Source organism: Lentibacter sp. XHP0401 (assembly GCF_025751535.1).
GTDB lineage: Bacteria > Pseudomonadota > Alphaproteobacteria > Rhodobacterales > Rhodobacteraceae > Lentibacter.
Map to the genome: position 1 here is coordinate 182,106 of NZ_JAOWLC010000004.1, position 17,823 is coordinate 199,928.

Here is a 17,823-nt window from a genome sequence, read left to right on the forward strand (position 1 = left end):
ACCTTATGGTATTGTTGTTTTATCGGGGGAGGCGAATTGTGAAGCTTGTGCCGTTTTCGTCTGACCGTTCCAACAATAGTTCCCCGCCGTGTCCGCGGATCAGCTCGGACGCGATCGCAAGTCCAAGCCCGGAGCCGCCTTTGCGCGCGCCGCCGTGGAAGGCCTCAAACAGATGTTTGCGCGCCTTCTCGGGCAGCCCTGGGCCGGTGTCGCTCACGCTGATCTCCAGCATCTTGTCAGCCTCTTGCGCCGCAACGCGCACCTCGCCGCTTTGGCGGGCGCTCTCAAGTGCCTGGCGCGCGTTGCGCACAAGGTTGCTGATCACGCGATAAAGCTGTTCGCTGTCAGCCCTGACAGTAAAACCTTGCGGCACAGTGTCGATAAATATGATTTCGCCGTCGCTGCGTGTGAGTTGCTCGGCTTCAAACACATCCTCGACAAGTTCTTTCAGGTTCACTTCGCCCAGCTTGGGCGCGGGCTCCTCGGCCTTGCCGAAGGTCAGCGTGGTTTCGCAAAGCTTCACCGCGCGGCTGATCGAGTTGACGAGCTTGGGCGCCATCCGCTTTACCGCCGGGTCTTCGCTCATTTCGATACGGTCGGTAAAAAGCTGTGCGGTCGTCAGAATGTTGCGCAAATCATGGCTGACTTTGGCCACAGCCGAGCCAAGCTGCGCGAGGCGATCCTTTTGTCTCAAGGCACTGGTCAGTTGGGTTTCAAGGCTTTGCAGCGCTTCCTCGGCCTCGCGCAATTCCGAGACACTGGCGGAAGGCTGGATAATCCGGTTGGCATCTTCAGGGTTGGCTGCATAGGCCTGAATATCCCCGACAACGCGCTTGATCGGGCGCACAAGCAGCATCCGGACGGCAAGGAAAAGCAGCACCGCCGTAAATGCAGAAATCACTGCGGACATCAGCAAAATGCGCAGGCCGTAATCAATCATTGCGGTGCGCAAACCGTCGGTTACCATCGACACCTCGATGAGCAGACCGGCCTCGCGAACAGGGTTCCCGATCACGCGGATCACACGGTCTTCGGTGTCAAACAGTCGTGCCATAGCATCGCGTATGAGGACAAAGGCAGAAGCTTCGCGCAGATCATATGTTGCATGAATAGGTCTCGGCATCGGAGACGAGAGGATCAGTTGGCGCGCTTCGTCGCGCCGTAACACCACGTTAAACACCTCGGCATTGCGCAGGAGTTCTTCTTCAAGATCCGTGTCAATCATATCATCGGCCAGCAGCACCAGCGAGGCGATCTGCGCGCGCTCAAGGCGGCTCAGCAGGTAGTCTTCCCGAAACCGCGCAATCGAAGGCACAAAAATCAGGATTTCGGCCAGCATCACAAAGATGACGGTCAAAACCAGAAAGCGCCCTGACAGCGTGTTGAGCATAGCCTGTGTTACCTCTTACGGCAGAAAGCGCTGTACCGCGCTGACGACCCTTTTGATCATCTTACTCTCAAATAGCCGCGGAGAGAAATAGGCCCCTGCGACGCGCTTGTTGATTTCACCAATAGTGGGGTAGGGCGCAACCATAGCTGCGATCTGGCTCATTTTCATGTTGTTTGCCAGCGCCAATGCCCAAGTGTTGATAAGCTCGCCCGCCTGATGGCCCACAATCGTCGCGCCAACAGGGCGGCCCTTCACAATCATCACCTTGATAAACCCCGTTGTCTGCCCCTCGGCAATCGCACGGTCATTGCCAGCATACTCGAAGCGCACAACCTCAAGCTTGTCGCCGTGCTGCGCACGCGCACCTGCTTCGGTGAGGCCAACTTGTGCCAGTTCGGGTGCTGTGTAAGTCGCCCAAGGGATGTGGCTGTGCTTGGCTTTTGCAGGCAGCCCGAACAGGGCAGAGCGGATGACGATCCCCGCATGATAGCCCGCCACATGGGTAAACTGCATCCCGCCCGCCACATCGCCAATCGCATAAACACGGCGGTTGGTCGTCTTGAGGGACGCATCCACCTTGATGCCCGTTTTGGTCGGCTCAATCCCTGCGGCTTCAAGGTTCAGTTTGTCGGTGTTGGCCTTGCGCCCCACCGCCATCAGAAGGTGTGTGCCCTTGAAGATGCGGCCGTCCTTGGCCTCAACTTCAATCGCGCCTGCTTCTCCGCGAATTTCTGCTGCCAGTGCATCTTCCTCAATCACAATGCCCTCGTTACGCAGGCGTTCAATCAAAACCGTGGCCGCTTCGGGGTCATCTTTGCCCAGTGCCTTCGCGCCTTCAATCACCGTGACCTGCGAGCCAAGTCGCTGATGTGCTTGCGCCATTTCCATGCCAATCGGCCCGCCGCCGATGATCAGCAAGCGCTCGGGCCTCTCGCGCAGTTCAAAGATGGTCTCGTTGGTCTCGTAAGGCACGCTTTCAAGCCCCGGTATCGGCGGCACAAGCGGGCTGGACCCCGTGGCAATCACAATCCGTCGCGCGCTGATCTCGTAGTCGCCCGCCTGCACTGTCTCGGCCCCCGTAAACGTTCCGTAGGCTTCAATCACCCGCACACCGAGGCCTTCAAACCGCTCCACAGAATCATGTGGCGCAATCGTGTTAATCACGGCGCGCACATGGTCCTTTGCAGCCTCGTAAGCCTTGGCCGGTGCACGGCCCTTGGCAAAAGCCGCCTTGGCCTCGGAGAGCAGCGCTTTGGAGGGCACACACCCATAGTTAAGGCAATCCCCGCCCATCTTGTGTCCTTCCAGAAGCACAACGCTTGCACCCATCTGCGCAGCACCCGCCGCAACAGACAGCCCGCCAGAACCCCCACCAATGACCAGCAGGTCTGTTTTGATCTTTTCCATGGAGATGTCCTTTCAGGGGAGGGCTGGCTTAAAATGCCTTGCCGCCGCGTATCGCCTTGATGCCAATCGGGAGCGCCGCCAGTACCGCAAGGCCGAGAATCGGCAAGAGAATATGTGGCTCGAAAATAATGCCCAAATCGGGGGTCTCACCGCGGGCAAACACCTCGCCCAGCCCCGCTCCAACCGAAGTGTAAACAACTGCACCGGGGATGATCCCGAAGAACGTGCTGATCACAAAGCGCCTGAGCGACACATCAAGGAAGGCTGGTAGTAAGTTGGCCACAAAAAACGGCACAGCCGGCACAAGGCGGATGAGAAACAGCATCGACCATTGGTTTTCGTCAATTCCGTCCTTGATCGCTTTGATCTTGCCGTCACTAGCCTCAAGCTTGGCCCCAAGTCGCGCACCAAGGCCCCAACGGGCCGCGAGAAAAATGAGGGTCGCGCCCAGAGTTGCTCCTGTCACATTGAACAATGCGCCGGGGAAGGTGGCAAAGAGAAACCCGCCGGTGAGTGTGGCAATCGTCGCTCCGGGAAGGGAGAAGGCAACAATCACAACATAAGCCGCAATAAAAACCAAAGCAGTCAAAAGATAGTTGGCATCGCGGAACGCAATCAGCGCCTCGCGGTTTTGTTGCAGTGCTTGAAAGCTGAGATAATCGCGCAAATAGACCGCGCCAAATATGGCTGCGCAGACAATAACCGCCAAAGGCAAAAGCCGTGCGGCAGAAGATTTCTGCATATCCGCGTCATTTGACATGTTTGTCATTGTCCATTTCCGGCTTTTTACTTGTAGAGCGCAACCTGCGCAGGTTTGCCGCAAAACCCAAGAGGACTCACAGGGCGTTGATCTTGTCATTGCGATTTTGTGAACATATCGGGTAAATCCTGCAAAACTGTAACATAGCACGTCAGGCATTCGCGGTTTTTGTTGCAATTTCCGCTGAATCCCTGCTCTACGGGTTTGACAGCCCCTAAACTGCCGCCTATAGAGCGGGCTTCAAGTATTCACCAAGCATCCGTGCGACTCGCACGCCTGCCTGACAATTCGGAGACGGAGCGATGAAACGCACCTACCAACCAAGCAACCTCGTCCGCAAGCGGCGCCACGGTTTTCGCTCACGCATGGCCACAAAAGCTGGTCGCAAAATCCTGAACGCGCGCCGCGCGCGTGGCCGCAAGTCGCTTAGCGCGTAAGCTGGCCTTGCCCTTTTTACAGGGCATAGGATTGCGAAAAAGAGATCAAACCGCTTGAGAGCCTCTCAGGCGGTTTTCACTTGTTCTGCCCTCACTTTGGCGCGAAAACCTCTCTCATGACAGCACCGCTCATCATCCTCAAAAAACGGTCCGAGTTTCTGGCCGCTGCCCGCGCGCAAAAGTGCGGCACAAAGGGCCTGATGCTTCAAGCCCGTTCGCGGGGCGATGAGGCTCCGATGCGTGTTGGCTTTACCTGCTCCAAGAAGGTTGGCAATGCCGTAGCGCGCAACCGCGCCAAGCGCCGCCTGCGCGAAGCTGCGCGCGCGGTCCTACCCGTCAATGGCCGCAGTGGGTATGATTACGTCTTGATCGGCCGCTTTGAAACAACAGCCAACCGCGATTTTGAGGCGCTCAAAGGCGATCTGGCCTATGCGCTCGGAAAGGTGCATGCATCATGACACCCCTTGCTTTCGTCATATCGCTGCCGGTGCGCTTTTATCGTCTCGTGTTCAGCCCGTGGGTTGGCCACGGCTGCCGTTATCATCCGACATGCTCGGCCTACGGCATGGAAGCCCTGCGCAAGCACGGCGGCATCAAAGGCACATACCTCATGGTCCGCCGCATCCTGCGCTGTCACCCGTGGGGCGGCAGCGGCATCGACAATGTGCCGGATTGAAGCGTCTCAATATCGCCTGTGAACCCGTTTCTTGATCATCGGGCGGCTCTTGATGCGCTCGCGCACAAAGACAAACAAACCTGACACCATAATCAGAGCGATTCCCGCCAAAACCAGCGGGGTAGGGAACTCGGCCCAGACCATCCAGCCCCAAAGTACAGCCAATGGCAGCCCCAAATATTCAAACGGTGCAACCGTGGCCGCACTTGCAAGGCGGTAGGCCTGCCCAAGGCAATAGCCGATGATTGCCGAGTTGAGTCCAAGCCCGAGAAATAGCCAGCGGTCTGTGCCCTCGGGCATAACCCATGCCCTTAACAGAAAGATCACGCTTTCATTGCTCGCGCCTTCCGTAAACCGCCCATCGCCTGCGACAAGGAAAAATCCGAGCGAGACAATGAGAAATATCCCCTGAATATAGACAGCCATCGCGCTGGCTTTGCTGGCCACACCCAGCTTACGGGTCATCAACTGGTTGAGCGCATAGGTCAGCGCGGCAAATATTGGTAGCGCCAGAACAACCAATGACACATCCGCTGGCGCGTTCTCTCCGCGCCACGCCAGCATCATCAGAATCACCCCGCCAAAGCCGATGACAACCGCGCCCAGCCGCCACGGCCCGACCTTTTCTCCAAGGATTGGGATCGATAAAAGCGTGATCATCAGAGGTGCAACAAAGAACAGCGCGGTGGCGTCCGCCAGCGGCAGCACAGCCAGCGCCGCAAAGTAACTCAGGTTTGAAACAACCACAAAAAGCCCACGCAGCAGGTGCAAGCCGGGGGTTTTAGTTCTCAAAATCCCCCAGCCGCCTTCGATCTGTACCAAAACAAGGCTAAAGAAAATTCCGATACCTGAGCGGATGAAAACCATCTCGTGCAGAGGGTAGCCACCCGAGAGAAGCTTGATCAGCACGTCATTCACGCTGATCGCCGTAATCCCTGCGATAACAAATAAAATACCCGCAGCAGGGCGGTTCAAAGCTTCCGTCATGACATGTCCTTTTGATAACCTGTTAACAGACCGCAAGCGACACCGCGCGCCGTTTAGCGACAAAAGCGCTTTCGCGGTTTCGCTCGGGTCAGCCGCGCAGTAGTGTCGGCACGCGAACAGGAGGGCAGGCCATGGCCATTGTCGAGATCAACGATCTGAAAAAAATCTACGAGGGCGGTTTTCAGGCGCTCAAAGGGGTGACCCTTGAAATTGGAGAAGGCGAGATCCTTGCCCTTCTCGGCCCCAATGGTGCCGGCAAAACCACACTTATCTCTGTGCTCTGCGGCCTCGTGTCGCCCACAGGCGGGCACGCGCGCATTGGTGGGTATGACATTGTTGCAAACTACCGTGAAGCGCGCCAGCTTGTCGGGCTTGTCCCGCAAGAAATTGCGCTGGAGCCGTTCACCAAAGTTATCGACGCGGTCCGCTTTTCGCGTGGCCTCTTTGGCCTCAAGCGCGATGATGCCCATATAGAGCGTATCCTCAAACAGCTCTCCCTATGGGACAAACGCAACAACCGCACCATGCAGCTTTCGGGCGGCATGAAACGCCGTGTGCTCATCGCCAAGGCGCTCGCCCACGAGCCGCGCGTGCTGTTTCTGGATGAACCCACAGCAGGTGTCGATGTCGAGCTGCGCCGCGATATGTGGGAAACGGTCGCCCAGCTCAAGGCCGATGGCGTCACCATTATTCTAACAACGCATTATATCGAGGAAGCCGAAGCCATCGCCGATCGCATCGGCGTGATCAACAAAGGCGCTCTTTTGCTGGTTGAAGACAAGACCGCGCTGATGGAGCGGATGAGCAGCAAAGAGCTGCGCATCTCCCTGCGCGCACCGGTTCAATCCGTGCCCGAGGCGCTCGCCGGTTACGGGCTTGATCTGGCCGATGACGGCGAAACTCTTGTTTATACCTACGATACAAAAGGCGAGGGCACAGGCATCACCGCGCTCTTGGCCGACCTTGCAAGCGCGGGCCTCAAACTCGCCGATCTCAAAACAAACCAGTCGAGTCTGGAAGACATCTTCGTAGGCCTCACAACTGATAAAGCGGAGGACGCCGCATGAACTGGTCAGCCGTCTGGACAATCTACACCGCCGAGATGACCCGCTTTTTCCGCACCTTCGTGCAAAGCTTCATCTCGCCGGTGATCTCTACATCACTCTACTTTGTGGTCTTCGGCACAGCCATCGGCAGCCGCATCCAGGAGGTTGAGGGCGTCAGCTACGCTGCCTTTATCGTGCCGGGGCTTATCATGCTCTCGGTCATGACACAGGCAATCTCCAACGCAAGCTTCGGGATCTATTTCCCCAAGTTCACGGGCACAATTTACGAACTTCTCTCTGCGCCCATCAATTTCTTTGAAATCGTGCTTGGCTATGTCGGTGCCGCTGCCACCAAGGCGCTGTTCATCGGGCTGGTCATCCTCGCAACAGCTTCATTTTTCATTGATCTTCAGATCGCGCATCCCTTCGCCATGGTTGCATTCCTCCTGCTCACCTGTCTCAGCTTTGCGCTTTTCGGCTTCATCATCGGTATCTGGGCGGGTAATTTCGAGCAGCTCCAGCTCATCCCGCTTCTGGTGCTCACGCCGCTCATCTTTCTCGGTGGCGCGTTTTATTCGATAACCATGCTGCCGGACATCTGGCAGAAGCTCTCACTCTTCAACCCAGTGGTTTACCTAATCTCCGGCTTCCGTTGGTCATTCTATGGCGCGGCAGATGTGCCCATCGGCCTCTCGCTTTTGGCCATTGCGGGCTTCACGGGGGCGTGTCTTCTCATCATCGGCTGGATCTTCAAGTCAGGCTACAGGCTCAAGCCTTGAGGCGTTAAAACCACATGCCACCCGCTTTTTTCACAAATCTTTTGCAGCGCGCAGGGGGGCTCCCTTGTTTACCCCTGCGCGCAGCTTTACATGCGACTGTATGATCATAAAACTGCCCTTCCTCAAAAAGCAGCCCCGCGTGGCCGTGATACGGCTCGCAGGCACTATCGCTTCAGGCACGCGCGGTTCTTTGTCAGACGAGGTTTTGGCCCCGCTGATCGAGAAAGCCTTTCGCAGAGGCAAACCCAAAGCCGTCGCGCTTATTCTTAATTCACCGGGCGGCTCGCCCGTGCAATCAGGGCTCATAGCCGCGCGCATCCGCAGGTTGGCCGATGAAAAAGAAATCCCCGTGCATGCCTTTGTCGAGGATGTGGCTGCCTCGGGCGGTTACTGGCTCGCAGCCGCAGCCGATGATATCTGGGCCGACGGCGGAAGCATCATCGGCTCGATAGGGGTCATCTCGGCAGGCTTCGGTGCGCATGAGTTGCTAGAGCGCCAAGGCATCGAGCGCCGCGTTTACACAGCGGGCAAATCCAAGTCGACACTGGACCCTTTCCAAAAGGAAAAGCCCGAAGACGTGAAGCGCCTCAAGTCACTCCTGGGGGATATGCACGCGCTGTTCATCGAGCATGTCAAAACCCGCCGCGCAGGCAAACTTGACGAAAGCGCAGACCTTTTCACAGGGGAGTTCTGGCTCGCGGGCCGTGCGCTTGAGCTGGGCCTGATTGATGGCATCGGCCATATCGAACCCAAACTCAAAGAGCTTTACGGCGAAAAGGTCCGCCTCATTCGCTACGGCCGCAGAAAGCCGCTGCTCGCACGCTTTGGTGCTCAGGTTGTCAATGACGGCTTGGCAGCTATAGAAGAGCGGGCCGAATACGCCCGCTTCGGGCTGTGAGCAGATGATTTTCAAGATAGTCACTCTCTTCCTTGTGGCCATGGGCGTTCTGGCCATGTTCGGTAAGCTGAAGGTTCCGGGTGCCAAAACAATCGCCGACAAGCGCTGTCCCAAATGTAAGCGCTTTCGCATCGGCAAGGGGCCATGCCCCTGCAAAACAAAAGGGTAACTCATGGATTGGCTACTTGCGGCTCTCGGTCTGGTGATTTTGCTTCTGGCAGGTGACAGCCTCGTGCGCGGCGCGGTCAATCTTGCGCTGCGTGTCGGTATTCCCGCTCTCATCGTCTCGCTCACTATCGTGGCTTTCGGCACATCCGCACCCGAGCTGCTTATCGCGATCAAAGCGGTGTTCGACAATGCGCCCGATATCGCCATGGGCAACGTCGTTGGCTCCAACACGGCCAACATTCTTATGGTTCTCGGCTTTCCGGCCCTTTTGGCCTGTATGCACACGTCAGAGTGCGACACCCGCAAAAATTACCTCTACATGATCGCCGGCACAGTGCTGTTTATTGCGCTTGCCTTCCGTGGCGTGTTCGATGCCTTGGCGGGCCTTGTGCTTTTGGCCGCCTTGGCCGCCGTTCTCGCTGACAGCTTTCTTCACGCCCGCAACCACCGCCGCGAAACCCGCGCCGCCGAAGCCGCCTTGGAAGAGGCCGAGCTTGAAGAACTCGAAGGCGCCGACCCTGATCTGCCCTGGTGGAAAATCATGGTCTTTCTCGTGCTCGGGCTTGTCGGCCTGCCGCTCGGTGCGGACATTCTTGTCAAAAGCTCGGTCAACATCGCGCGTGATTTCGGTGTCACCGAAACGGTGATCGGCCTCACGCTTGTGGCTCTCGGCACATCGCTTCCCGAGTTGGCAACAACAGTCATGGCCGCGCTGCGCCGTCAGGCCGATGTGGCCTTGGGCAACGTCATCGGCTCCAATATGTTCAACCTTCTGGCCATCATCGGTATTACCTCGCTGTTGGGGCCGATCCCTGTTGATAGCCAGTTCCTTCAATTTGACCTTTGGGTCATGCTGGCTTCATCACTCCTGCTGATACCTTTCGTCTTTCTCAAACGTGACATCACACGCAACTGGGGCATTCTGCTGGTGGCACTTTATGTCGTCTATATCGTGATTGTGGTCATGGCATGAGCGGGGCTGCTCTTGTCACAGGGGGCGCACAGCGCCTCGGCGCCGCCATGTCGCGCTATCTTGCCACACGCGGATATGCGGTTGCAGTGCATTACAACACATCGTCTGACGAGGCCGACACGCTCGTAACAGAGCTCACAGGGCAGGGCGTGCGCGCCGTGGCACTTGGCGCTGACCTGCTTGATGAAGCAGCCACAGAAACGCTGGTGGCGCGTGCGTCCAAAGCCTTGGGCCAGCCGCTCACCTGCCTCATCAACAACGCCTCGATTTTTGAATACGACACGATCCACACAGCCACCCGCGAAAGTTGGGATCGCCACATCGGTTCCAATCTGCGTGCACCCTATGTGCTCACGCAAGCCTTTGCCGCTCAGGCACCTGTAGCCCTTACGGATGAAAACGGTGAGGCGCTCGCCAGTTCTCTTGTGATCAACATGGTGGATCAGCGCGTGCGCAAGGTCACGCCCGAGTTCAGCACCTACACCATTGCCAAGATGGGGTTGTGGGCGCTCACCCAAACCGCCGCGCAAGGCCTCGCGCCGGCGGTCCGTGTCAACGCAATCGGCCCGGGTCCGACACTCATAGGCGCGCGCCAAACCGAAGCTCACTTCGCCAGACAGCGCGAAAATACAGTGCTCGGGCGTGGGGCAAATCCTGCCGATGTAACGGCTGCTCTTGGCTATTTTCTCGATGCGCCAGCCGTAACCGGCCAGCTTCTCTGCGTCGATGGCGGGCAGCATCTCGGCTGGAAAACCCCTGATGTTCTGGGCGTTGAGTAAGCACAAATGCTGCATGTGCAATGCAAGTTTTGCACTGACCTAAGGTCATGTCATAAAAGCTTAAGAAAAACTTAACAAAACCAAAGAGTTGCCAAATTGCAATAAAAAACATAAGCAAAATCAATACCTTGAGAAAAAGCCTATTTTTTAGGCAGATCAAGCAAGGGGGCCAAAAACAAGGGAAAATCCCGCTTCGCCCTAGGTTATACGCAGACTTATCCACAGGAATAGTGGACAGCTTTCCTCTTGCCCCCAACGGGTTAACATTGCAGCACAACAGGCGAATCGAGACAAAGCAGAGATGAACGAAACAGAGCCGCAAAATACCCCGACAGGCCATAAGGTCATCGCTGATTACGTGAAGTCGCTCAGCGGTGCGCCGGGGGTTTACCGCATGCTCGATGCCCAGGCGCGGGTGCTCTATGTCGGCAAAGCGCGCAACCTCAAGGCGCGGGTTTCCAGCTACGCGCGTCTTTCCGGTCACTCTGGCCGCATCGCACGGATGATCTCCGAAACCGCGACCATGATGTTTCTCACCACCAAAACAGAAACCGAAGCGCTGCTGCTTGAGCAAAACCTCATCAAACAGCTCAAACCCAAATACAATGTGCTCCTGCGCGACGACAAGAGCTTCCCCAACATCCTTGTGACCGATCATGCTTTCCCGATGATCAAAAAGCACCGCGGTGCCAAAAAGGAAAAGGGTCATTACTATGGCCCCTTCGCCTCCGCCGGGGCCGTAACACGCTCGCTTGCGCAGCTTCAGCGCGTCTTTCTGTTGCGCAACTGTTCGGATGCCGAGTTTGAGGGCCGCACGCGCCCCTGCCTGCAATACCAGATCAAGCGCTGCTCCGCCCCCTGCGTGGGCAAGGTTACAGCCGTCGAATACCGCGAGCATGTGAAAGATGCCGAGCGCTACCTCTCGGGCCGCTCGACCGACCTTCAGGAGAAGCTCGCCGCCGATATGCAAACCGCTTCCGATGCACTGGAGTTTGAAAAAGCCGGCGCTCTGCGCGACCGCATCAAAGCACTTACCCAGGTGCAAAGCACCCAAGGGATCAATCCGCGCGCCACGGCCGAGGCTGATGTCATCGCGCTGCATATGGACAAGGGGCAGGCCTGCGTGCAGGTCTTCTTCATCCGCGCCAACCAGAACTGGGGCAACCGCGACTTCTACCCCCGTGTCGGCTCCGAAGAGATCGAAGCCTCCGAAGTGCTCGAGGCCTTCATCGGCCAGTTTTACGACAGCAAAGAGCCACCCCGCCTGCTTCTCCTTTCCCATCCGATCGAAAACAAAGAGCTTATGGAAGAAGCCTTAAGCGAAAAAGCAGAACGCAAGGTTGAGATTATGCTCCCGCAGCGCGGCGAAAAGGCCGAGCTCGTCGAGTTCGCTCTGCGCAACGCCCAGCAAAGTCTCGCGCGTAAATCTGCCGAAACCGCCACCCAGGCCAAGCTGCTCAAAGGGCTGGCTGAAGCCTTCTCGCTGCCCGCACCTCCGCAGCGCATCGAGGTTTACGACAACTCGCATATTCAAGGTGCACATGCTGTCGGCGCAATGATCGTTGCCGGGCCAGACGGGTTTATGAAAAACCACTACCGCAAGTTCAATATCAAGGGCGATGATCTTACGCCCGGAGATGACTTCGGTATGATGAAAGAGGTGCTCGAGCGCCGTTTCAAACGTCTGATCAAGGAGGATCCGCTCAAAAAGGAAGGCCTCTGGCCCGACCTTTTGTTAATCGACGGCGGCATAGGGCAAGTCTCCGCCGTGCGCGCGATCATGGACAAGATGGGCGTGTCAGAAATTCCCATGGTCGGCGTCGCCAAGGGGCTCGACCGTGACGCTGGCAAGGAAGAGTTCTATCGGACAGGCAAGCCGCCGTTTGCTCTCAGGCACAATGACCCCGTGCTTTACTTTGTGCAGCGGATGCGAGATGAGGCCCACCGCTTCGCCATCGGAACCCACCGCGCCAAGCGCAGCAAAGCCATAAGCGCCACTCCGCTTGATGATGTACCCGGCGTCGGAGCAACCCGCAAACGCGCGCTGCTCACCCACTTCGGCAGCGCCAAGGCCGTGAGCCGCGCAGCGCTGGCCGATCTTAAGGCCGTGGACGGCATCTCCGATACCATCGCCGAAACGATCTATGATTTCTTTCACGAAAAGGGCTAGTCTTCCCAAGCCTCTTTTGCGCGTGCCTCACGTTCAAGTCGACCAAGCTCGGCCTTGCGCAAGATCATCTCCTGAAACATGGGAGTCACCTGTTCGTCGTCATAATGCGAGCGGACCATGCCGCAAATGATTCCGGTCCAATATATCCTCAGGATCTTGTTGATCTTGGCCTGATAGCCGGGCCCCAGACTGCGAAACCACCGGAGCATATCCTCATCCAGCCGGATCGAAATTTTCTCTTTGCGGGAGGTCTGGCCAAATGCACTGATCGAGCCGGACCAGTCCTTCGGCAAAGAGCGCTCCACCCAGTCGCGGCGCAATTCCTCTTGCAAGGATTTAAGCTCGTCAAACATCTCGATGCGGGCGGTTGCCTTTGTCAGTCTTGGCATTCTCGGGCCTCCTTATGCGGTGCTTTCGCCACTCTGGCGCGCAAAGGTTAACAAGCACACAGCGCTGCGATCTGCCCTATGCGCTGTCCATACTGGCGTATATACAGCTTGCCCTACAGGTTGCCCCACGGTTGCCCGCAGCGAAGATTGCAGCTTTTCCCCTGCTTTGAAACGGGCTAGAAGGTTGGTTAATATGATCTGGAATATTCCAAATATCCTCACGGCTCTGCGCCTGCTCGCCGCCCCGGCCGTGGCGGTGATGTTTCTATATTTCACAAGGCCTTATGCGGATTGGTTCGCGCTTATCCTTTTCGTGACGGCTGCCGCAACCGACTGGTTTGACGGCTATCTGGCCCGCATGTGGAAGCAGGAGACAAAGCTCGGCGCGATGCTTGATCCGATCGCTGACAAGGCCATGGTCGTCATCGCCCTGATGATCATTGTAGGGTATTCCGACACAAGCTGGACACCATGGCTTGTGTTACCCGCTACCTTTATTCTCTTCCGTGAAGTCTTTGTTTCAGGCTTGCGCGAGTTCCTCGGAGATACAGCAGGAACGCTCAAAGTTACCAAGCTTGCCAAGTGGAAAACCACCTTACAAATGGTTGCAATCGCTGTGCTTTTCTCACGAGAAATCTTCGAGCATTACTTCGGCATGGCTACAATGGGCATGAATGATGAAATCATCGGTCAGGTGCTTTCCGGCAGTGAAGAAGATGTGTTTGGCATCCGCTGGAAGGCCTTTGGCGCCGCATGGGCCGGGCCTATCGGCATGATCTTGCTTTGGCTCGCGGCAATCCTTACGATGATCACAGGATGGGATTACTTTCGTAAATCAATCCCTTACCTGAAGGATTAAGCCATGGATGTGCTTTATTTTGCATGGGTGCGCGAACGGATAGGACTGCCACGCGAGGTGGTTGAGACAAAAGCAAACACTGTAGCCGAGCTTGTAACAGAACTAAGCGCGCGTGAAGAGCGCTACGCCGCTGCTTTTGAAGACCTTTCCGCCTTGCGCGTGGCCGTTGATCAGGAGTTGGCTGATTTTGACGCTCCCTTGAAAGGTGTGCGCGAAGTTGCGTTCTTCCCGCCGATGACGGGTGGATAAATGGATATTCGCGTGCAGGAAAACCCGTTCGATCTGGGTCAGGAAGCAAGCACCTTCTCCAGCAAAACAAGTGCTTCCGGCGCGGTCGTCACCTTCACAGGTATCGTGCGCGATAACGCCCGGAATTCGCTGGACTACATGGATATCGAGCACTACCCGGGCATGACAGAAAGCGCTCTGCGCCAGATTGCGGATGATGCGTTAACCAAATGGTCACTGGAAGACGCAATGATCATTCACCGAATTGGCAAAATGCGCGCGGGTGAAATGATCATGATGGTCGCCACCGCCGCGCGTCATCGGAAGGATGCGTTTGAAGCGGCCGAGTTTTTGATGGATTTCCTCAAATCCCGCGCGCCGTTCTGGAAGAAAGAAGTTTCAAAAGACGGCTCCGAATGGGTCGATGCCCGAGATGAAGACGAAGCCGCGCTTACGCGCTGGCAAAAATGAGTGTGTTAACGCTTTCTAACCGCACCGCACGCATTCTCTGGCTCGAGCGGCACGGGTTGCTGAAGGCTCCGACAGGCCCTCTTGATGTCCGCCAAATCGGTGAAGATCTTGGGTTCATCCAGCTTGACTCTATCCGCCATATCGAGCGCGCGCATGATCATATCATCTGGTCGCGCAATCAGAAGTATCGCCGCGGCATCCTAGATAAGTCACTGAAGAAAAGAGATTTCTTTGAGCACTTCACGCATGATGCCAGCCTTATTCCAATGGCTTTCCTACCGATGTGGCAGCGGCAGTTCCAGCGCCGTGCTGACAAAATTGTGCAAGCAGGCTGGTGGAAAAACATGCCCGACGCCGAAGGCCGCGCCGCTATCAAAGCCCGCATTGCTCGGGAAGGTCCGCTATCCACCAAGGATTTTGAAAGCGAGGGGCCACGCCCAAAAGAAATGTGGCAGCGCCCGCCGCACAAGCTCGCTCTGGATTTCATGTGGTATGCAGGCGAACTCGCAACATGCCATCGTGAGAAATTCGTAAAATATTATGACCTCGCCGAGCGGGTCTTTCCCGAGCATCTACACGCGCAGCGGCTTGACCATGAAGACCAAATCGACTGGCTCTGCCGCGCAGCTCTGGAGCGCCTCGGTTTTGCAAGTGCAGGAGAGATTCAGCGGTTCTGGGATGCTTGCAGCGCGGCTGAGGTGAGGGGCTGGCTGGCCCAAAGCGGGACAGAGCTTGTCCAGGTCAGCGTCGAACTGGCCGATAAAAGCAAGGCCCTGCTCTGGGCTATGCCAAGTATCGAAGCGCACCTTGAGACACTTGGTTCGGCCAGCGGCGGGCTGCGTATTCTCAATCCGTTTGACCCTGCCATCCGTGACAGAACACGTTGCAACAAGCTCTTCGGATTTGACTATCGCAACGAGATATTTGTGCCTAAAGCCAAGAGAAAATGGGGGTATTATGTCTATCCTATCCTTGAAGGCACAAGGTTCGTTGGCCGCGCCGAGCTGAAGGCCGACCGCAAGTCAGGTATGCTAAAAGTGGCTCAGCTCTGGCCAGAAGCGGGCGTCAAATGGGGCGCCGCACGTCAGCAAAAATGGGTTGCTGAACTGACAAGGTTTGCACGGTTTGCAGGGCTGGAGTTAGCTGAAGCTTAGGTATTGGCTGAGCTGATCCGCTCGACATAAGCGCGCATTTCTTCGGCTTCATGACGCGCATCGCGTAGGCCTTCCATGGCAGCTGCAAGCTCGGCTTCTGTCTGGGAGAGCTGGTTTGTCAGCTCCGCTTCGCGCTGCTGCAAATAGGTAATCGCCTGATCGCGGGTCTCTTCGGCCTCGTGCAACTCTTGTGCCATCTTCTCCAGCTCCTCCATGTCGCCACGCGACACCCGCGTGAAGCGGTGGACAAGCCAATTGACGAACCAACCCATGCAAAAGGCAATAAACAGGATGATCGCTGTCGCGATAATAAACTCGGTGCGTGTCATTCGTCTTGGCCCTCGCTCGATGCCGCTTCTTCATCGGCTTGTTCGTCGGTGTCTGATGCACCAGTTTGCTCGATGCTTTCAAGCGTTGTTTCCGTGCTTGCCTCAGGCTCGGGGCGCACGAGCTTAAACTCAATGCGACGATTTGCTTCACGGCCTTCTTCAGTGTCGTTCGAAGCAATGGGCTGCATCTCGCCATATCCAACAGCTTCAAAGCCGCTTGTAATAATGCGCCTGTCGCGCAGGGCGTTCAACACGGCCTGCGCACGTGATTTCGAGAGGGTCTCGTTCATCTCTTCGCCACCTTGGCTATCGGTGTGGCCCGCGATCTCCATTGTCAGTTCCGTGCAATTCTTCAGAACTTCCGCAATCTCGTCGAGGGTGGCTCCGGAGCCCGCATCAACAGTCCCGCTGCCGGGCTCAAAGGAGATTTTCTTGATACGCAGGATTTCAGCGATTTTGGCTTCGCATTCATCAGGCGTCAGCATACTCGCGATTGGGTCAAGCTTTTCCAGATAGGTGACTTCAACAGAAAACCGTGCACCTTCCCCCAGCTTTTCGGAAAGCAGTTTGGTAATTTCGGAGCGGGCATTTTTGTTACCCGTGTTGCCGGCGAGGGTGATGTCTTCGGCTGTTACGGTTGCTGATCCGTTTGACAGGAGTGAAAGCGCCTCAAGCCCCGACAAGACCCGTAGGGGCCAATCGCCGGGCAGTGTTTCATCGGTGCGGGCACGGTTGCTGACCGTTGCACTCCCGAAGCGCGCGGTTGCAAAACTCTCGGCAGTTTGAGCGACGATTTCGTCGTTCAGGCGGCCGTTGAGCTGCACAAGGCCTTCGGGGCTCAAAGTCGCGACAAACTCGGCAGGACCCTGACTTGGGTCGGAGGGGTCAGGTGTGAGAACGGCGTGTAATGCAAAGACATCAGGCAAGCTGTTTTCCAGCGCTCCAACGATACGATCAAACTCGCGCTGATCTGTTCCCGCTGGAGAAATCAACGTGACATCCGCGTCAGAGAAAGTCACCGAGCCGCCCTTAAGCTCGGCAACAGCTGCTATTGCGAGAGATGCCGCATCCGCCCAATTCGGAGAGGGAACGCCTAGGCCCACACGGCATTCCACCTCGCCCTCAATCCCGGCTTTGCGGGCTGCCCCGATAATTTTGGAGCGGGATTCTTCTGTGTCGGCTGAACAGTTGTCAAAGCGGGGTCCGGCATCGTCTTGTAAATAACGTAGAGAAAACGGGGTAATGACAGGGCGTGGAGAAGATATATCAAAGCCCAGACGCAAGCCCGATGGCGCATTGCGCTTGAGCTGGCTTTCGATGCGCTGTTTCTTCTCTTCGCTCTCGGCCATTGCCGTAATCATCACGCGGCGCGCATCAATCGAGATTTTGGATCGGGGCAGAGCCTCAAGGGCTTCAAGGCCAAAATCGACAGCATTCTCCCAGCCGTCAGGGATGTCGTAATCGGCACTTTCGAGGAGATCGGCGATTTCGTCATCGCTCGAGATGCGCCCGAGGCGTTTGAGCAGGTCTTCCCGGTCTGCCCCTGTCGGGATCAGGCCAATGAGCGAAACTTCGTTGTCATTGCGCAAAATTTCGATTGAAAAGCGCGGAGCGGCGAGGGCTGCCAAAGCCTCAACATCCATTTCGTCAATCACTCGGGCGGCATCAACCACGCTGCCCGCTGTGCTGATCGCAATAAAGCGTTTTGCCTCGGAGGGCGCTGTTCCGATGAGCAGAACCTGAAGGCCGTTCGCCTCGACTTCCGCCCATGTAAGCTCTTTAGAATCAAGTGCTTGACGCACGCTGTATTCAGACGTTTCTTCAACCAGCGTTACAGCAAAAGTTGCCGCAAAGAAGGACAAAAGCGCCGCGCCTACGAACGTTCCGGAAAGAATGAGTATGGATGATACGCGCATTAGACCT

21 protein-coding genes are annotated in these 17,823 nt (G+C 56.6%); 14 read left to right on the forward strand and 7 right to left on the reverse strand.

Annotation, left to right across the window (positions count from 1 at the left end; translation table 11 throughout):
* Positions 1 to 19: 19 nt before the first annotated feature.
* The 3 genes from OE750_RS07205 to OE750_RS07215 are packed head-to-tail and all read right to left on the reverse strand — an operon-like array spanning position 20 to position 3,566.
* Complete coding sequence (locus OE750_RS07205) at positions 20 to 1,390, reverse strand: sensor histidine kinase (RefSeq protein ID WP_263762989.1); 1,371 nt, start codon at positions 1,388 to 1,390, stop codon at positions 20 to 22.
* Between the two features lie 15 nt (positions 1,391 to 1,405).
* Positions 1,406 to 2,797, reverse strand: coding sequence for a dihydrolipoyl dehydrogenase family protein (locus tag OE750_RS07210; protein WP_263762991.1), 1,392 nt, complete (start codon positions 2,795 to 2,797; stop codon positions 1,406 to 1,408).
* A gap of 28 nt (positions 2,798 to 2,825) precedes the next feature.
* Complete coding sequence (locus OE750_RS07215) at positions 2,826 to 3,566, reverse strand: TVP38/TMEM64 family protein (protein ID WP_263762993.1); 741 nt, start codon at positions 3,564 to 3,566, stop codon at positions 2,826 to 2,828.
* Positions 3,567 to 3,859: 293 nt separating this feature from the next.
* Between OE750_RS07215 and rpmH the strand changes: the two genes are divergently transcribed.
* From rpmH to yidD, 3 genes are all read left to right on the forward strand, one after another.
* Complete coding sequence (gene rpmH, locus OE750_RS07220; protein WP_048599009.1) at positions 3,860 to 3,994, forward strand: 50S ribosomal protein L34; 135 nt, start codon at positions 3,860 to 3,862, stop codon at positions 3,992 to 3,994.
* Between the two features lie 116 nt (positions 3,995 to 4,110).
* Positions 4,111 to 4,452, forward strand: coding sequence for a ribonuclease P protein component (gene rnpA, locus OE750_RS07225; protein WP_263763006.1), 342 nt, complete (start codon positions 4,111 to 4,113; stop codon positions 4,450 to 4,452).
* Positions 4,449 to 4,670, forward strand: coding sequence for a membrane protein insertion efficiency factor YidD (yidD, locus tag OE750_RS07230; RefSeq protein WP_263763008.1), 222 nt, complete (start codon positions 4,449 to 4,451; stop codon positions 4,668 to 4,670). Before rnpA ends, yidD begins: the two co-directional genes overlap by 4 nt.
* A 6-nt stretch (positions 4,671 to 4,676) precedes the next feature.
* On the opposite strand, the gene OE750_RS07235 is transcribed toward yidD, so the two are convergent.
* Positions 4,677 to 5,657 carry a DMT family transporter gene (locus OE750_RS07235; protein ID WP_263763010.1) on the reverse strand — a complete coding sequence of 327 codons (981 nt, stop codon included), beginning with the start codon at positions 5,655 to 5,657 and terminating at the stop codon, positions 4,677 to 4,679.
* A gap of 131 nt (positions 5,658 to 5,788) precedes the next feature.
* On the opposite strand from OE750_RS07235, the gene OE750_RS07240 reads away from it, so the two are divergent.
* From OE750_RS07240 to uvrC, 7 genes are all read left to right on the forward strand, one after another.
* Positions 5,789 to 6,724 (forward strand): ABC transporter ATP-binding protein, encoded by a 936-nt coding sequence (locus tag OE750_RS07240; RefSeq protein WP_263763012.1) that lies wholly within the window; start codon positions 5,789 to 5,791, stop codon positions 6,722 to 6,724.
* Positions 6,721 to 7,482: an ABC transporter permease gene (locus tag OE750_RS07245; protein ID WP_263763015.1), complete on the forward strand. Its 762-nt coding sequence runs from the start codon at positions 6,721 to 6,723 to the stop codon at positions 7,480 to 7,482. Before OE750_RS07240 ends, OE750_RS07245 begins: the two co-directional genes overlap by 4 nt.
* Before the next feature lie 100 nt (positions 7,483 to 7,582).
* A complete protein-coding gene (locus tag OE750_RS07250; protein WP_263763018.1) occupies positions 7,583 to 8,380 on the forward strand; it encodes a S49 family peptidase in 798 nt (265 codons plus the stop codon).
* Between the two features lie 4 nt (positions 8,381 to 8,384).
* Positions 8,385 to 8,549, forward strand: a complete 165-nt coding sequence (locus OE750_RS07255; RefSeq protein ID WP_263763020.1) for a hypothetical protein — start codon at positions 8,385 to 8,387, stop codon at positions 8,547 to 8,549.
* Between the two features lie 3 nt (positions 8,550 to 8,552).
* Positions 8,553 to 9,521: a calcium/sodium antiporter gene (locus OE750_RS07260; protein WP_263763022.1), complete on the forward strand. Its 969-nt coding sequence runs from the start codon at positions 8,553 to 8,555 to the stop codon at positions 9,519 to 9,521.
* Positions 9,518 to 10,300, forward strand: coding sequence for an SDR family oxidoreductase (locus tag OE750_RS07265; protein ID WP_263763024.1), 783 nt, complete (start codon positions 9,518 to 9,520; stop codon positions 10,298 to 10,300). The genes OE750_RS07260 and OE750_RS07265 overlap by 4 nt, the downstream gene beginning before the upstream one ends.
* A gap of 301 nt (positions 10,301 to 10,601) precedes the next feature.
* Complete coding sequence (uvrC, locus tag OE750_RS07270) at positions 10,602 to 12,470, forward strand: excinuclease ABC subunit UvrC (RefSeq protein ID WP_263763026.1); 1,869 nt, start codon at positions 10,602 to 10,604, stop codon at positions 12,468 to 12,470.
* Here uvrC and OE750_RS07275 read toward each other — a convergent pair.
* Positions 12,467 to 12,859: a BrnA antitoxin family protein gene (locus OE750_RS07275; protein WP_263763028.1), complete on the reverse strand. Its 393-nt coding sequence runs from the start codon at positions 12,857 to 12,859 to the stop codon at positions 12,467 to 12,469. The genes uvrC and OE750_RS07275 overlap by 4 nt on opposite strands.
* 193 nt (positions 12,860 to 13,052) lie before the next feature.
* On the opposite strand from OE750_RS07275, the gene pgsA reads away from it, so the two are divergent.
* Genes pgsA through OE750_RS07295 form a run of 4 tightly spaced genes read left to right on the forward strand, consistent with a single transcriptional unit; the run spans position 13,053 to position 15,571 of the window.
* A complete protein-coding gene (gene pgsA, locus OE750_RS07280) occupies positions 13,053 to 13,718 on the forward strand; it encodes a CDP-diacylglycerol--glycerol-3-phosphate 3-phosphatidyltransferase (protein ID WP_263763030.1) in 666 nt (221 codons plus the stop codon).
* Between the two features lie 3 nt (positions 13,719 to 13,721).
* Positions 13,722 to 13,967, forward strand: a complete 246-nt coding sequence (moaD, locus tag OE750_RS07285) for a molybdopterin converting factor subunit 1 (protein WP_263763032.1) — start codon at positions 13,722 to 13,724, stop codon at positions 13,965 to 13,967.
* Entirely contained in the window at positions 13,968 to 14,417 is a 450-nt protein-coding gene (locus OE750_RS07290; RefSeq protein ID WP_263763034.1) for a molybdenum cofactor biosynthesis protein MoaE, read from the forward strand. It begins immediately after the preceding gene.
* Complete coding sequence (locus OE750_RS07295) at positions 14,414 to 15,571, forward strand: winged helix-turn-helix domain-containing protein (protein ID WP_263763036.1); 1,158 nt, start codon at positions 14,414 to 14,416, stop codon at positions 15,569 to 15,571. The genes OE750_RS07290 and OE750_RS07295 overlap by 4 nt, the downstream gene beginning before the upstream one ends.
* On the opposite strand, the gene OE750_RS07300 is transcribed toward OE750_RS07295, so the two are convergent.
* Together OE750_RS07300 and OE750_RS07305 are read right to left on the reverse strand one after the other, a co-directional pair.
* On the reverse strand, positions 15,568 to 15,900 hold the full coding sequence (locus tag OE750_RS07300; protein ID WP_263763038.1) for a hypothetical protein: 333 nt from the start codon (positions 15,898 to 15,900) through the stop codon (positions 15,568 to 15,570). The genes OE750_RS07295 and OE750_RS07300 overlap by 4 nt on opposite strands.
* A complete protein-coding gene (locus OE750_RS07305; RefSeq protein ID WP_263763040.1) occupies positions 15,897 to 17,816 on the reverse strand; it encodes an OmpA family protein in 1,920 nt (639 codons plus the stop codon). Before OE750_RS07305 ends, OE750_RS07300 begins: the two co-directional genes overlap by 4 nt.
* Between the last annotated feature and the right edge of the window lie 7 nt (positions 17,817 to 17,823).